Annotated in this window: 13 protein-coding genes and 2 tRNA genes; 3 read left to right on the top strand and 12 right to left on the bottom strand. The window is 60.0% G+C overall.

Going from position 1 to position 15,073, the window contains the following annotated elements; all coding sequences use genetic code 11:
• Window positions 1–128: 128 nt before the first annotated feature.
• On the bottom strand, window positions 129–3,407 hold the full coding sequence (locus ACFOZ5_RS11405) for a carboxyl transferase domain-containing protein (protein ID WP_379887364.1): 3,279 nt from the start codon (window positions 3,405–3,407) through the stop codon (window positions 129–131).
• A gap of 171 nt (window positions 3,408–3,578) precedes the next feature.
• Between ACFOZ5_RS11405 and ACFOZ5_RS11410 the strand changes: the two genes are divergently transcribed.
• Complete coding sequence (locus ACFOZ5_RS11410; RefSeq protein WP_379887366.1) at window positions 3,579–4,226, top strand: TetR/AcrR family transcriptional regulator; 648 nt, start codon at window positions 3,579–3,581, stop codon at window positions 4,224–4,226.
• Between the two features lie 298 nt (window positions 4,227–4,524).
• On the opposite strand, the gene ACFOZ5_RS11415 is transcribed toward ACFOZ5_RS11410, so the two are convergent.
• The 6 genes from ACFOZ5_RS11415 to dapA all read right to left on the bottom strand — a co-directional run bounded on the left by ACFOZ5_RS11415 (window position 4,525) and on the right by dapA (window position 10,028).
• Window positions 4,525–5,316: a GNAT family N-acetyltransferase gene (locus ACFOZ5_RS11415; RefSeq protein ID WP_379887368.1), complete on the bottom strand. Its 792-nt coding sequence runs from the start codon at window positions 5,314–5,316 to the stop codon at window positions 4,525–4,527.
• A gap of 21 nt (window positions 5,317–5,337) precedes the next feature.
• On the bottom strand, window positions 5,338–6,345 hold the full coding sequence (locus ACFOZ5_RS11420) for an NAD-dependent epimerase (protein WP_379887370.1): 1,008 nt from the start codon (window positions 6,343–6,345) through the stop codon (window positions 5,338–5,340).
• Window positions 6,346–6,452: 107 nt separating this feature from the next.
• On the bottom strand, window positions 6,453–7,184 hold the full coding sequence (locus ACFOZ5_RS11425; protein WP_379887372.1) for a TIGR04219 family outer membrane beta-barrel protein: 732 nt from the start codon (window positions 7,182–7,184) through the stop codon (window positions 6,453–6,455).
• A gap of 76 nt (window positions 7,185–7,260) precedes the next feature.
• The gene (purC, locus tag ACFOZ5_RS11430; RefSeq protein ID WP_379887375.1) at window positions 7,261–7,977 is read right to left on the bottom strand and encodes a phosphoribosylaminoimidazolesuccinocarboxamide synthase; all 717 of its coding nucleotides are present in this window, start codon (window positions 7,975–7,977) and stop codon (window positions 7,261–7,263) included.
• Between the two features lie 80 nt (window positions 7,978–8,057).
• Window positions 8,058–9,149, bottom strand: a complete 1,092-nt coding sequence (gene bamC / locus ACFOZ5_RS11435) for an outer membrane protein assembly factor BamC (protein ID WP_379887377.1) — start codon at window positions 9,147–9,149, stop codon at window positions 8,058–8,060.
• Window positions 9,150–10,028 carry a 4-hydroxy-tetrahydrodipicolinate synthase gene (gene dapA / locus ACFOZ5_RS11440; RefSeq protein WP_379887379.1) on the bottom strand — a complete coding sequence of 293 codons (879 nt, stop codon included), beginning with the start codon at window positions 10,026–10,028 and terminating at the stop codon, window positions 9,150–9,152. It lies immediately after the preceding gene.
• A 74-nt stretch (window positions 10,029–10,102) separates the two neighbouring features.
• Here dapA and ACFOZ5_RS11445 point away from each other — a divergent pair, with 74 nt between their 5' ends.
• A complete protein-coding gene (locus ACFOZ5_RS11445; RefSeq protein ID WP_379887381.1) occupies window positions 10,103–10,573 on the top strand; it encodes a peroxiredoxin in 471 nt (156 codons plus the stop codon).
• A 75-nt stretch (window positions 10,574–10,648) separates the two neighbouring features.
• On the opposite strand, the gene ACFOZ5_RS11450 is transcribed toward ACFOZ5_RS11445, so the two are convergent.
• Together ACFOZ5_RS11450 and ACFOZ5_RS11455 are read right to left on the bottom strand one after the other, a co-directional pair.
• Window positions 10,649–11,722, bottom strand: a complete 1,074-nt coding sequence (locus ACFOZ5_RS11450; protein ID WP_379887383.1) for an AI-2E family transporter — start codon at window positions 11,720–11,722, stop codon at window positions 10,649–10,651.
• 8 nt (window positions 11,723–11,730) lie between these two features.
• Window positions 11,731–11,964 carry a sulfurtransferase TusA family protein gene (locus tag ACFOZ5_RS11455; RefSeq protein ID WP_379887384.1) on the bottom strand — a complete coding sequence of 78 codons (234 nt, stop codon included), beginning with the start codon at window positions 11,962–11,964 and terminating at the stop codon, window positions 11,731–11,733.
• Between the two features lie 135 nt (window positions 11,965–12,099).
• On the opposite strand from ACFOZ5_RS11455, the gene ACFOZ5_RS11460 reads away from it, so the two are divergent.
• Window positions 12,100–13,578, top strand: coding sequence for a M48 family metalloprotease (locus ACFOZ5_RS11460; RefSeq protein ID WP_379887386.1), 1,479 nt, complete (start codon window positions 12,100–12,102; stop codon window positions 13,576–13,578).
• Between the two features lie 21 nt (window positions 13,579–13,599).
• Here the strand turns inward: ACFOZ5_RS11460 and nadA are convergent, their stop codons facing one another.
• The 3 genes from nadA to ACFOZ5_RS11475 form a co-directional block, all read right to left on the bottom strand.
• Window positions 13,600–14,661 carry a quinolinate synthase NadA gene (gene nadA, locus ACFOZ5_RS11465; RefSeq protein WP_379887443.1) on the bottom strand — a complete coding sequence of 354 codons (1,062 nt, stop codon included), beginning with the start codon at window positions 14,659–14,661 and terminating at the stop codon, window positions 13,600–13,602.
• Between the two features lie 204 nt (window positions 14,662–14,865).
• Window positions 14,866–14,941: transfer RNA gene (locus ACFOZ5_RS11470), tRNA-Lys, on the bottom strand.
• Window positions 14,942–14,984: 43 nt separating this feature from the next.
• A tRNA-Lys gene (locus ACFOZ5_RS11475) sits at window positions 14,985–15,060 on the bottom strand.
• Window positions 15,061–15,073: the final 13 nt, after the last annotated feature.

Consider the following 15,073-nt stretch of genomic DNA (forward strand, 5'->3'; position numbering starts at 1 on the left):
CAAAAGAATACAAAACAACAATGTTTGGGATGGTCTAAAAGACCAAGATCAGGCCAAAGGGCGACTTCCTCACAAGGGACGCCGCCTTGCTCTACCAGGACCGGAAAGGCGTCGAACAATGACGGAGACTAAGGACGAGCGCCGAACGCCGGCTTGCCGAGCAACTGCGGCAATGTACTGTAGGCATCCTCCACCCACTCACAGAGCAGTCGACGGCTTTGCCGTGGATCGATCATGTTCTGAACTCCGAATTTCTCGGCGGTGCGGAAGGGAGAGGCGATGTTTTCCATCAATCGTTCCAACCGCTGCATTTCCTGTTCCCGGTCTTCCGCCTGGTTCAGTTGGCCGCTGAACGCAGCCTCGATGCCCCCACGGGACGGCAGTGAGCCCCAGCTGCCCGACGGCCAGGACCAGCTTGGCGACGCTCGGTGCCGGTTGACGATGCCCGCGCCGCCCACGCCAAAGATCCTGCGCAGGATCAGCTCTGCCTGGGGAACCCTGGCCTGGTATATCGCGGAAATGGCTCGTACACCGTGGCGGATGGTGCCCCGCCGCTCCGCCGCGGAGCCGATGGAGACGCCACCCTGATCCGTGAGGCTGACAAGGGGCAGGTGAAACGTCTCGCACAGGTCCACCAGACGGGTAGCGGCCTGCGCGCCCTCGACGGACATGGTGACACCCTTAAGCGGGTTGGTCGCCAGTACACCAACGGGATGGCCATTGAGACGGGCCAGCGCGGTGACGGTCGAGCCACCGTATTCCGAATAAATGAACACCGACCCCTGATCAAAGATCGACTCCAGGATTGCCCCGATATCGTAGGGCTTGCGGGAGTTGCGGGGGATGGCTGTCAGCAGGGATTCCTCGCATCGATCCACCGGGTCGTCACAAGCCTCTCTCGGTGGAAGCTCGTCAACATTCCGGGGCAGATAGGACAGGAAGGCACGAATGACGTCAAAGGCTTCCTGCTCGGAACCGACCATGCGTTCAACAACGCCACTCTCCGCGTGGATGTCGGTGCCCCCGAGCTCTTCGAGCGTGAGGTCCTCCCCGGTGCTGCCCTTGACCACCGGGGGCCCGGCGGTGAACGCCTGGCCAATGCCCCGGACCATCACCGCCAGGTGCGACATGGCAAGCCTCGCTGCCCCCAGCCCGACGGTCGGGCCCACGGCCGCTGCGACGACCGGCGCCAGGGAAAGGTTGTCCACCACGGCATCCCAGCCGGGGTTCAGGGGCACATAATGGAAACCGTTCTGCAGGGCCATTTTCACGCTACCACCGCCGGACGCACCATCCAGCAGGCGTACCACGGGTAATCGCATCTGGCGGGCGTAGTTCTCCAGGAAGATCTGCTTGGCGTGAATGGCGGCATCGCCTGAGCTGGCCCGCAGAGTGAAGTCGTCCACGCCGAGGGTGACCCGCCTGCCATCAAGCCGCGCGGTGCCGCCTATGAAATTGGCGGGCTTGACGGTGATCAGCTCGCCGTTCTCGTCGTACTCGCCAAAACCGGTCAGGGCCCCCAATTCCGTGAAACTGCCCTCGTCCACCAGGGCCTGCACACGCTCGCGGGCGGTCAGCTTGCCCTTGGCCTTCTGCTTCCCGACCTTGTCCGGACCACCCATTTCCTGGGCCAGCTCGAGCCGACGGTTGATTTCGTCGACTTCCGCACCCCAGCCCTGATCCTCTTCGGTAAACAGCGAACCGGTTGCGGAATCCTCATGGGATGCCTCCGTACCGCTGGACTCGATGATCGCCAGAATACTCCGCTCCCTGATAACGTCACCGGGCTTTACGGCAATCGACCGGACGATACCGTCGTGAGACGCACGAACCGACTGCTCCATTTTCATGGCCTCGATCACCATGAGGGGGTCTCCCCGGCGTACCCGATCACCAATGGCTATATCCAACGAAACAATCATCCCTTCCATCGGCGCGTGGATGGCGTCGGAAGGGTCGTAATCCGCCGGAAGTGCGGTTGTATCCGGGCCGACAGTCTGGTCCTGCGGACTGCTATCGGGCGAGCCTGGGGGCGCGAGCGTACTCTGCCCCGCCATGCTTCCCTGTAACGCCTTCATGTGGTCAGCCATGAAGGATGTGCTGTAGTCGCCGCCAAGGAAGTCCGGGTGGTCGAGAATGGCCCTCAGCAACGGCGTGTTGGTCGGTATGTCCGCGATATGGAATTCGCGCAGGGCTGCCGACAATGCTTTTGCCGCCCCGGGGAAATCATGGCCACGGGCGATTACCTTGGCGATCAGTGAATCGTAGCGGTGGCTGCTCCGGTAGCCGGCGTAGCCATAGGTGTCCACCCGAATGCCGGGGCCAGACGGTGGTGAAAAGGCCCTGATCAGCCCGGCCCGGGGCACTGACGTGCCATCTTCGGAGAGCTCCTCCAGGTTCACACGGGCCTGGATGGCAAATCCCTTTGGCGCGGGCGATGTCTGCAGGCCAAGGTCCGCCAGCGACTGACCGGAGGCAATATGGATTTGTGTCTGGACCAGGTCAATGCCAGTGATTTCCTCGGTCACGGTGTGCTCGACCTGCAGCCGGGGATTGGCTTCCATGAACCAGAAGCCCTCGTCAGACACCAGGAATTCGAAGGTGCCAATGTTACTGTAGTTAACATGGGAGGCCAGCTTCACAGCCGCGTCCAGGATCTGCTCCCGCAGGTGTTCATCAAGCACCGGGCTCGGGGCGATCTCAATGAGCTTCTGGTGGCGGCGCTGGACCGTGCAATCCCGCTCCCAGAGGTGAGTCACCTGGCCGGAGCCGTCACCAATAACCTGCACTTCGATATGCCGGGCATAGAGCAGGAGTTTCTCGACATACAGGTCGCCATTGCCAAAGGCCTGCCGGGCTTCCGAGCAGCACCGTTCAAACGCCTCGTCGAGCTCCCCGGCGTCTCGCACCACCCTCATGCCACGGCCTCCACCACCGGCCATGGCCTTGAGCATAACGGCACCGTGTTCTCCGGCGAATGCACGGGCGGCCTCCAAGCTGGTGGCCTCGGAAGTGCCGGGCATTACCGGCACACCTGCGTCACGGGCCAGTTGCAGGGCTTTGACCTTGCTGCCGAACAGGTCCAGGATTTCCGGGGTCGGGCCGATAAAGCGAAGACCTTCAGCCGCACAAAGCCGGGCGAAGTCGGCGTTCTCACTGAGAAAACCGTAGCCCGGATGTACCGCTGTACAACCCATGCGGCATGCAGCATCAACCAGGGCCCGGGCATCCAGATAGCCAGCCGCACCCTCCCGGGGAAGCTCGCAAGCCTGGTCAGCGTATGTGACATGAAGAGAGGCTGCATCGTCCCTGGCGTACACCGCAACGGTTTCCTTGCCCAACTGACGCGCGGCCCGGATGATCCGGATGGCAATTTCACCGCGATTGGCGACCAGAATCCTCTCCATCGATTTCACCTTCTTTTCTATTGTTTCTGTTGTGGTTATTAGCAGACGTTCCTTACTGTTCTTCCTGAAACTACTTACGCCCAAGTCAGTTTTAATGAAACAAAACTGACTTGCAAGTAAGTAAGCGATTGGCAATGATGAGCACAACAGATCCCAGCTTCAGGAGTACTCATGGCCGAGGCCTCAGCAACAGCGTCCCCGGCTCGCCGGAAATCGAAAGACACCCGGGCCCAAGTGCTTGAGGTGGCCCGGCGCCTTTTTATTACGAGGGGCCTCGATGCGGTGAGCTACGGGGATATTGCCAAGGAAGTCGGCTCGACCCGGGCAAATCTTCACTATCACTTCGGCAATAAGTCCGAGCTGGTCAAGGAGGTCTTTGGCCAGACGTTTGAGGAGGTAAAAGTCTCTCTGGAGAGGATCTGGTTAAAGCCGGGTCTGTCGCTCGAAGAACGAATCGACCTGCTGTTTGAGGATGCCAGAAGCCGCTTCGGGGAGTTCAACAAACCGGGCGACGAACTGACCCCGTGGAGCCTTTCCTCCCGGGCCCGCTTTGACTTCAGCACGGTGGACACCGAAGTGGTTGAGGGTATCGCCGAGATGTCACGATACTTTGAGGAGTGTGTGGCCCATGCGGTAAGACTGGCCATTGGCACGGGTGAATACCGGGCGGACACGCCGGTGCAAGATATTGTTATGATCATCACCCCGTTATGGTACTTCGGTTCGCCGATTACCCAGATGTCGGGGATCAAACGGCTCAAGAACCATTACGACGCCGCGAAACGAACCATCAACGCGGCCTATGGCGCGGGGCATTAAACGTCGTCAAACATTCGCTTTACTTCCTCCACATTACCCTGGAAGACGGCTTCAACCAGTGTGGCCAGGGGTTCGTAGCATCTGTTCTGGCCGCACAACCTGAAGAGCACAGCCAGAAGGCCCAGCAAAGCGAGGCTTGAGTAAAAGAAACGAACGAGGGAAGAACGCGGGGTACGGTCCTTGCGATTCAGTAAACGATATCGGAGCCAGAGCGCCCTGCCCCACCGGGCCAACAACCCCATCACTCACAGGCATCCTTTCCTGTCAGAGCGTTGGTCGGGTTTGATAATACCGGCCGTCAGCTTACCTGTGAACGACCAAAAATATAGAAACTGAGCCCGTCGTAATTCCGGAAGCCAAGGCGCTGGTACAGCGGCAGGCCAAAGGGGCTGGCCTGCAAGGTGACCAGACGGGCACCCTGTTCGAAACCGGCGTTGACGGCAAGGCGTGTGCAGGCACCTGCCAGCCCCTGGCGCTCGGCGGATGCCAGGGTGCCCACCCAGTAGACACCGGCGGAGCTGCCAGTGAGGTAGGTCAGTGCCGTGGCCAGGGGCACGCCGTCCTTGTAGGCAACAACGCCAGACACATTGTCGTTCAGCACACGGTCACCGTTCTCGAAGAAGGTTGCCACGTCCGCTGCCGACATGCCCAACCTGGGGTAGGCCTCCATGTTGACCTGGACACTGTCTCTCAGCCGGTCTTCGTCTTCAATGACTTCCGTATACATGCCGGTGGGCAGTGGCGCCGCTTCCAGTTCCCGGTTAATGATCATGCAGGGAGAGCTGCCTCGGGGGAAAATACCGGCATCGGACAGCAGGCTTTCCATGTCCTCGTCCAGTCGCTTGCGGGTCAGCAGGGCGAACCCCCGCTCCCGGGCACCGAAGAATTTCATGGCCCGCTCGAACGCCTTTCCGGCCGGTACAGACGGGTCCAGCCGCATGGCGCAGTTGCGATACAGGCCGGGGCGGCTGTTGGAGCCGGCAATCATTAGTACACCATCACGCTCACAGACCTCCGCAGGCTCCTGCCAGCGCCCGTGCATGCGAAATGATTCAACCAGGTTCTCGTCTGCGAGCTGGGGACCTATCACAGTATCCTCCCGACGGTTTCGCTATATCCGGTAAAACTCCCGATACCACGCGACGAAACGCGCCAGGCCGTCTTCCAGCGAGGTCTCGGGCTGGTAACCTACATCCTTGATCAGTGAGTCCACATCGGCGTATGTGGCCTCCACATCGCCGGGTTGCATGGGCAGATAGTTCTTTTCCGCGGTCCGGCCGGTTTCCTGCTCGATAATCTCGATGAAACGGGCCAGCTCCGCAGGGTTGTTGCTGCCAATATTGTATAACCGGTAAGGTGCCCTGCTGGAGGCGGCGTCCGGTTCCAGTCCGCTCCAGTCTGGATTGGGCTGGGCCACACGATCCAGTGTACGGATCACACCTTCGACAATATCGTCAATATAGGTGAAGTCTCGCTTGTGTTGCCCGTAATTGAAAACGTCGATCGGCTCACCGGCGAGAATCTTCCGGGTGAAGAGGAACGGCGCCATGTCCGGCCGCCCCCAGGGTCCGTAGACGGTAAAGAAACGCAGCCCGGTTGTGGGTAACTGGTAAAGGTGGCTGTAGGTGTGGGCCATCAGCTCGTTGGCCTTTTTGGACGCCGCGTACAGGCTTACGGGATGATCCACGTTGTCCTGAACCGAGAACGGCATGGTCTCGTTGGCACCATAAACCGAGCTGCTGGAAGCATACACCAGGTGCTCCACCTGGTTGTGGCGGCACCCTTCCAGGATATTCACGAACCCCACCAGGTTGCTGTCGACATAGGCGTTGGGGTTTTCAATGGAGTACCGCACGCCGGCCTGGGCCGCCATATGGGCCACCCGCTGCGGTTGGTGTTGCCGGAAGATCGCCTCCATCGCACCACGATCAGCAATGTCCTGGCGCACCTCGGTAAAGCCGCGGAAATCGCGAAGCCGGTCAAGCCGGGCTTCCTTCAGGCTGGTGTCGTAATAAGGGTTGACGTTATCCACGCCAATGACGTCATCGCCCCGCTCCAGAAGCCGGCGCGCAAGGTGGAAGCCAATGAATCCGGCCGTGCCGGTAACAAGCAGTTTCAAGATCGTGGTCCTGTCGTTCGGGACTGGTGTTCCGTTTGGTTAATTCGCTGGCCTACAGCCATTAAGAGCCCGCCAACTCCGTCAACCGCAGTGGCGGGCCTTCCCAGTCAGAAGCTGAAGCCAACGCTGGCGAAAGGACCGCCCACATCGATGTCCAGACGTTCGTCGCCGTCTTCGTAGTCCACGGCCATTTCACGGTAGCCTGCACGCAGCTGCACACCTGCGTAATTATACTGGCCGTAGATATCGTAATCGTACACGGAGTCGCCACCGTAGCTGACGACATTGCCGTTAATGCCGACCGATACGCCGGTCAGGGGCAGATCAAACCGACCGGCGGCATAGGCCATGGGCACGACTGCATCGATCTTCGTCTCACTGTTGTACAGGCCTGCCCTGTCGCTCACCTTCAACTCAGCGTCCAGATCGCGGGCGGTCAGGCCCAGATCCAGGTTAATCCAGTTGTCGAGCACTTCGTAGTAGAGGGTCAGGTCGGTCTGGCGCCAGTCAAGGCTCGAATCCACCGTCGCGCCGACAGGAATGCCGTCAAAGCCGGTGCCAAGTTCTCCACGGCCGCTTTGATCGATGCGCAGATAGCTCAGACGGACATTGGGCAACAGTGGAACCGGGTGTTCCAGGTAGGCGCTCAGGTTGACCTCATTGTTATTGCTGAGGTCCAGATCATTCTCGACGTTGACCCGGTCGCCGCCCTTGGCGGCCTTGCCGGAGAGATCGGAGTCCCAGTAACCGATACTGGCGCCGAAACCCAGTACATCGGCTTGGGCAACAGGCATGGTAAACAGGGCCGATACGACCAGTGCTGATTTCAGGGTTTTCATGGCAGTCTCCCGTCTGGCGATTGCGCAAACTACGGGTTTGCAGAAAAACGATGGGGCCGAACCGGCCCCGCGCTATTCATTCGTCGAAGTGGATGCCGAGACGCCGCCCGACTTCCTCGTAGGTCTCAATGACATCACCAAGTCCCTGGCGGAAACGGTCCTTGTCCATCTTCTTGCGGGTCTCCCGATCCCAGATGCGGCAGCCGTCGGGGCTGAACTCGTCACCCAGAACGATACGCCCATCGCAACGACCGAACTCCAGCTTGTAATCCACCAGCAGCATACCGGCGTCGGCAAACAGTGATTTGAGCACACTGTTGACCTGATAGGTCAGCCGCTTCATCTCGTCCAGCTCTTCCTGCTTCGCCCAGCCAAAGGTCACCGACAGCGACTCGTTGATCATGGGGTCGTGCAGCGCATCGTTCTTCAGGAAAAGCTCATAGGTAGGTGGATTCAGGTCCTGGCCCTCTTCCACGCCCAGACGGCGACACAGGCTGCCAGCCGATACGTTGCGAACCACGCACTCAACGGGAATCATGTCGAGCTTTTTGACCAGCGATTCGGTGGATGACAGCAAGCGGTCAAAATGGGTGGGAACGCCGGCCGCTTCGAGCTTTTCCATAATGAAGGCATTGAAACGGTTGTTTACCATGCCCTTGCGATTCAGCTGTTCCTTTTTTTCACCATCAAAGGCCGAGGTGTCGTCACGGAACACCAGCACGAAACGGTCAGGGTTGTCGGTGGTGAAAACGGACTTGGCCTTGCCCGCGTAGAGTTCTTTGTGCTTTTCCATATCAGTCTCCGGTGGCCAGCGCGATAGCTGCCTGGCCACACCATGGTTCATTCCGCCCCGTCTTCGACCGGGGACGGTTATCAATAGAGGTATTCGTAGAGCCGGGACAGCACGGACCGGGAGTAGTTACCGCCATTATAGCTGTCGGCCCGTTCGGCGGTGACAAAGACCTTGTCGCCGCTTTCCATCAGTTCGATACGGTTGGTAGCAACCGGTTTGACCTCGTCCCCGGCAAACCAGCTGGTAAACCAGCTACGCTCGCGCTCATCCGCGGGACGACCGTCCACGAGGATATAGCCGGCACTCTGGTCGAGGTCCAGGATGGGAATATTCTCGTCTTCGAATACCCGGCGCACCTCACCCCAGGCCCGGTCAAAAGGCAGCTCGATCACCACCGCCTGTGCCTGTTCGGCGTCGGGCTGGCGCATGGTGACACGGGGCTCGCTGCTCATGGACAGCGCAGCCCGGGAATAGGAGCGGCTGTCTTCCCGGGCCTGGAGGAATTCAGACAGGTCCCGGAGCAGTTCTTCTTCCAGCGCCTGGTCCCTGGGGTCATCCTGCCAGGACAGCAGGCGACCAGGGGACTCCGCTACCAGCCTCGGGCGAAGCTGGATTTCGGTGGTCTTACGCCGTACGCCGGGCGCCAGTCGCGCCTGCACCAACGTCAGCGGTTCGTCGGCCCCGGTTTCGTCCAGCCCCACCACCGCTCTGGCACGGCGGCTGAAATTGACAATTTCGCTCTGCATCATGCCCAACTGGGTGCTATCGGAAGCCACCCCCAGGCCCACCTGGTTCATCCAGGCCGCCACCGATGGCCATATCCGTCCTGGTACGTCATTCACCAGCAGCCAGGACTGATCATCCACCGACTCAATAACGTAGTTCTCGTCAAGAATCTCGGCGGTCAGGTCCGGCGGGCGCGGCACCTGACTGGCCATGGTGCCGCTGCCGCTGACCGAACGGATGGGATAAGCAGAGCGCTGCCGGGGTAACGGCTCGCCGTCGATGCCATGCAGGGGTTCCGCCTGCTTCGCGGTCGCATAGTCATCGGAGCTGTCCTGAAAGAGACTGCAGCCGCTGACCAGGACCCCCGCAGCAGCCAGTGCCAGGAGTGAACGAACCCGTGGCAACCCATGGGAACAAAGCATCACTGAGTTGTTGCTGTGTCTCATTCAGAGTACGCCTGCCGCTTTGAGTGCCTCTTCAACCTCACCATGGAACTTCTCGCTGAGGGGTGTCAGGGGCAGCCGGATGCCCGTATCCATCATGCCCATACGCTGCAGGGCCCACTTGACCGGAATCGGGTTGGCTTCGAGAAACAGCTTGCGGTTGAGCGGCTCGAGGATGTGGTTCAGACGGTCGGATTCCTCTTCGTTGCCCGCTATTGCTGCCTCACACAATTGTGACATCAGCTTCGGCGCTACGTTGGCGGTCACCGATACGTTGCCCTTGCCGCCGGCCAGCATGAGACCCGCTGCGGTGGCGTCATCACCGGAGTAGACGGCCAGCCGGCCCTCCACGGCCCGGATCAGTTCCGCACCCCGGGGGATGTTGCCGGTCGCGTCCTTGATGCCCACGATGTTGGGGATGTCCGCCAGCCGCTCGACCGTTTCATTGAGCATGTCACAGGCCGTGCGGCCCGGTACATTGTAGAGAATCTGACTGACGTTCGGCACGGACTCGGCGATCGTCTTGAAGTGCAGATACAGGCCTTCCTGGGTGGGCTTGTTATAGTAAGGCACCACCAGCAGGCAGGCGTCCGCACCGAGCCTGGCCGCCTCGGAGGTGAGCGCAATCGCCTCATGGGTGGAGTTACCACCGGTACCGGCAATGACCGGGATCCGGCCTGCCGTGCGTTTGATGATCTGCCCGATCACCTTGAGATGTTCCTCGGGGGTCAGGGTTGCTGACTCGCCAGTGGTACCGACCGCGACAATGCCGTGGGTACCGTTATCAAGGTGAAAGTCCACCAGTGCATCCAGCTGCTCCCAGTGAATGCTGCCATCCGGGTGCATGGGCGTCACCAGAGCGACAAGGCTACCAGTAATCATAAGGACTCCGTGCAGATAAAACGGTTATGGTAATCTTGGGTGTCAACCGACACAAGGGAAACAAAGGAGGAGCCATGGCAAAGCCTGAACTCGACCAACCGGTTCACGATTTTGAAGCGCCTGCCACCGGAGACCAGACCATCCGGCTGTCCGATTTCAGGGGCAAGAAGCATGTAGTGATCTACTTCTACCCGAAGGACAACACCCCTGGCTGCACCACCGAAGGCCAGAATTTCCGCGATCTTCACGATCAGTTCCAGGCGCTCGACGCGGTCATTCTCGGTGTTTCCAGGGATGGGCTCAAGGCCCACGAAAACTTTCGCGCCAAACACGATTTCCCGTTCCATCTCATCTCTGACAAGGATGAGGCCATCTGCTCCCTGTTCGACGTTATCAAACTCAAGAAGCTCTATGGCAAGGAGCACATGGGGGTCGAACGAAGCACCTTCCTGATCGACAATGACGGCAAGCTACGCCGGGAATGGCGGGGTGTGAAGGTGCCGGGTCATGCCGAAGAGGTCCTGGACGCCGTTCGGGCCCTGTAAGCCCGGCCGGCTGTATACCGCACCAGATCACGCCAGTGCCCTCGTTTCCGGGGGCAACTCACCAGACCGGGAACATCACTCCACAAGCTCTTCGGGATTACCGGGTCGCACCGGCCATGCTGAAAACACCGCCTTGACCATGGTAGCCAGCGGAATGGCGAAGAACACCCCCCATAACCCCCAGATTCCGCCGAAGAACAGCACGGCGATAATGATCACCACCGGGTGCAGATTATTTACCTCGGAAAACAGCAACGGTACCAGAACGTTGCCGTCCAGCGCCTGTATAATGCCGTAGGCCACCATGACCCAGATGAAGTGCGACCCCCAGCCGAAGGCAAACAGCGCAATCATGGCCACCGGTACGGTGACGACGGCCGCCCCGATGTAGGGAATGACCACACTCAGCCCCACCAGCAGCGATAACAACGCCGCGTATGGCACGCCGAGCAGCCGGAAGGTAATGAAGGTCACGCCGCCTACAATCAGGATTTCAACGGCCTTGCCACGGACATAGTTGGCGCACTGCTGGTTCACTTCCTGCCAGATCTGGCTCATCATCGGCCGCTGGTTCGGCAACAGATGGGCGATGGCCCCGAGTATCAGGCGCCGGTCCTTAAGCAGGAAAAACACCAGGATGGGTACCAGTACGAGGTAGATCAGCAGACCCACCAGGTCGGGAATACTGCTCAGGGAGAAGGACACCAGCCACTGGGTCGCGTTACCCAGCTCAGAGGTCACCTGGTGGTAGAAATCGTTGACCGCCTCCATGGAGATCAGATTGGGGTACTGCTCCGGCAGCAGCTCGAGGTAACTGCGCATTTCCCGGAAGATGCGCGGGGCTTCAGTAGCCAGGGAAGCCAGCTGGGCCCAGATCAGCGGCAGCAGCCCGAACAGGAAAGCTGCCAGGGTTCCCAGGAACACGACAAACCCGCCAACGATCGAAACCAGTTCCGGCAGCCCCACCTGGTTCAGTCGTGTCACCAGACCCTGGAGTATAAAGGCAATAATGACCGAGGCGATCACCGGTGCCAGCATGGCACCAAGGAACATGATGGTCAGGACACCGCCCAATAACAGCAGGAACAGGATGACAGCTTCGTCATCCGAGAAATATTTGTGGGCAAGACCACGTAAAATACGAACCATCGGGGAACTTACTCCTGCTTTCCGACACGAATGATGAAGCGAAAACGACCCTGTTCCTCGTCGCTGGAGACCAGTTCGTGCGCGGTATGGGCCAGCCAGGCAGGAATATCCCGTGCGGATCCGGCATCAGTGGCCAGCACTTCGAGCTTCTGGCCCGGTGTCATGGTGCCAAGCTGTAACTTGGCCTTTAGCAATGGCATTGGGCATCGCAGCCCGGTAGCATCAAGGGTATTATCGACCATACGTTGTTTCTGTCAGTCTCGCACTGGTTGCCGGGCAACCATTATGCCCATGGATTCGGCGACTTGCATTGTTTCATGTGCCGGCAGTGTTTCGTGGGGCCCGCGTTGTTTTCTGTGGAGTATATCAGCCAAGGTATGACTTTAGATTTCCGTAATTACCCCTGCTCGCCGCGACGCTCCGTAGCACTGGTCATGGCCCTGATCATGCTGTTTGCCCCCCTGATGGGCGGCCTCGCCCGGGCCCAGAACAGAGACCTGCCTGCCATCGGTGGCCTCGGCGGCGGCCTGCTGTCAGACCAGATGGAAGCCGAGATCGGCCAGCAGGTTATGAGCTCCATCCGGCGGTCGGCAAGCCAGATTCACGACCCGTTGGTCAACGAATACCTGACTTCAATGATTTACAGCCTGGTGCCTTACACGCCGCTGAGCAATCGTGAGCTCACCATTGTGGTGATTGACGACCCTGGCATTAACGCTTTCGCGGTGCCCGGCAAGATTGTTGGCGTTAACGGTGGTCTGTTCCTGAACGCGAAAACCGAGCAGCAGTTCGGGTCGGTCATCGCCCACGAACTGGCCCACCTGAGCCAGCGCCATTTTGCCCGGCGCCTGGAACAGCAGGAGCGGTCGGCACCGCTGACCGCGGCAGGCATTATCGCAGGTGTCGTTCTGGCTGCGGTGACTGGTTCCGAAGCCGGCCTGGCAGCCATCATGGGCACCCAGGCCATGAGCGTGCAGAACATGCTGTCATACAGCCGTGCCCACGAACAGGAAGCCGACCGGATTGGCATGGAAATCATGTCGGATGCGGGGCTCAACCCCGCAGGCATGCCGGAAATGTTCGAGATCATGATGCGGCAAAGCCGCCTGCAGGGGAATCGCCCCCCCGAGTACCTGTCGACTCACCCCCTGACCCAGTCCCGGGTATCAGACACGCGCAGCCGGGCGGACCAGTTTCGGGGTTCCAGTGATGGCGACAGCCTGGAATATCACCTGGTGCGTTCACGGTTACAGGTCCGCTACGCCCGCAACAAGGGCGAAGCCATTGACGCGTTTTCCGCCTACCTTGAGAACCCCGCTGCCGGTCGCAGGGAAGCTGCCCGGTATGGGCTGGCCGTGGCCCTGCTGGCCAACGAAGAGGCAGACCGTGCCCGCAGGATCCTTGAGGAACTGCTCGATGGCAACCCGCACCGCATCACCTATCAGGTAACCCTGGCGGAGGCGCTGCAGTTACAGGGCGAGCTGGGCCAGGCCCGGGAACTGATGAAGACTGCCCTGCGCCGCAATCCCGGCAACTATCCGATTACCGACCGTTTGGCCCACATTGAAATCGAGGCCAGCAACGGCAGCCAGGCGGCGAACTATCTGACCACCCTGACCCGGGAACACCCCCGGCGGGCGGACCTTTGGCTGCGGCTGGCCGAGGCCGAGGGCATGGCCCGGAACATCGTGGGCGTGCACCGCGCGCGGGCCGAGTACGACATTCTCATGGGTGACCTGGAAGCTGCCCAACGCCAGCTTCGCCAGGCCCAGGAGCGGGTACCGCACAGCGCCCCGCTCAGGCAGGTTATATCCGAGAGGCTGGCGGAAGTGGGTCGTCGCCTGAACCGGTCCTGAAGCAACCGGCCGGCGACTGATTCAGGCGTTACCGGCCACCTGGAGGTTCATTCTGGCGGTGAAATCCAGCATCCTCCGCAGCGGACGCAGTGCATCCTCACGCAGGGCCTCATCCACATGGATTTCCTGATCACCCTGCTCCAGTACATGCAGCAGATTCTCCAGCCCGTTCATGGCCATCCACGGGCAGTGGGCACAACTGCGACAGGTGGCACCATTACCGGCGGTGGGCGCCTCGACCAGGGTCTTGTTCGGGGCCAGTTGCTGCATTTTATAGAAAATGCCGTTATCGGTGGCCACGATAAAGCGTTCGTTGGGCATGGACTGCACAGCATTGATCAGCTGCGAGGTTGAACCGACCACATCCGCCATGTCCACCACGGCCTCCGGAGATTCCGGATGCACCAGCACGGCGGCATCCGGATACAGGGCCTTGAGATCCTCCAGCCCCTGGTACTTGAACTCCTCGTGCACGATGCAGGAGCCATCCCACATCAGCATGTCGGCTCCGGTGGCCCGCTGGATATAGCCGCCCAGGTGCTTGTCCGGTGCCCACAGGATTTTCTCGCCCCGGGAATCAAGGTGTTCGACGATCGCAGGCGCGCAGCTGGAGGTAACCACCCAGTCTGCCCTCGCCTTCACAGCGGCGGACGTATTGGCGTAGACCACCACGGTCCTGTCCGGATGCTGATCGCAGAAGGCAGTGAACTCATCGGCGGGGCAGCCGATATCCAGTGAGCAGGTTGCTTCCAGGGTGGGCATCAGCACGCGTTTTTCCGGATTGAGGATCTTGGCGGTCTCCCCCATGAAGCGGACACCTGCCACGACCACTGTAGAAGCCGGATGCTCGTTGCCAAAACGGGCCATCTCCAGAGAATCCGCCACGCACCCGCCGGTTTCCTCGGCCAGGCGCTGGATGTCCGGATCGGTGTAATAGTGGGCCACCAGTACCGCATCCTGTTCCCGCAGGGCCTCGCGGATGCGCGCCTCCAGCCCGGCCTTTTCCTCGTCGCTCAGAGGTTTTGGCTCTGCCTTGTGGGCGAGGTGTTCCTGAACCAGGATACGATCTTCAGCTCGTGTCATCATTCGCTTCTCTGTTGCTACTCCAGAATGCGTGCAGTATACCACCCATACTTGGCCCTCACTTTCCGGTCATAGGCCTGACACGGCCAGCCTGCACTATGGATAGTTGCCACACTCCCCTGATTGTGGGGATTTCCAGACAAAAAAAAAGAGCCCGGAGGCTCTTTTTACGGCAGACAGCGACATTAGATCCGCCTGCCTGATTGGTGGGTCGTGAAGGATTCGAACCTTCGACCAATTGGTTAAAAGCCAACTGCTCTACCAACTGAGCTAACGACCCGTAACCGGGGATCAGACCAGCGCTCCGTGCCAGCCTCTTGATTTGGTGGGTCGTGAAGGATTCGAACCTTCGACCAATTGGTTAAAAGCCAACTGCTCTACCAACTGAGCTAACGACCCAAACGAGGCGCAT

Origin of the sequence: Marinobacter lacisalsi (assembly GCF_042651045.1) — a bacterium.
GTDB lineage: Bacteria > Pseudomonadota > Gammaproteobacteria > Pseudomonadales > Oleiphilaceae > Marinobacter > Marinobacter lacisalsi.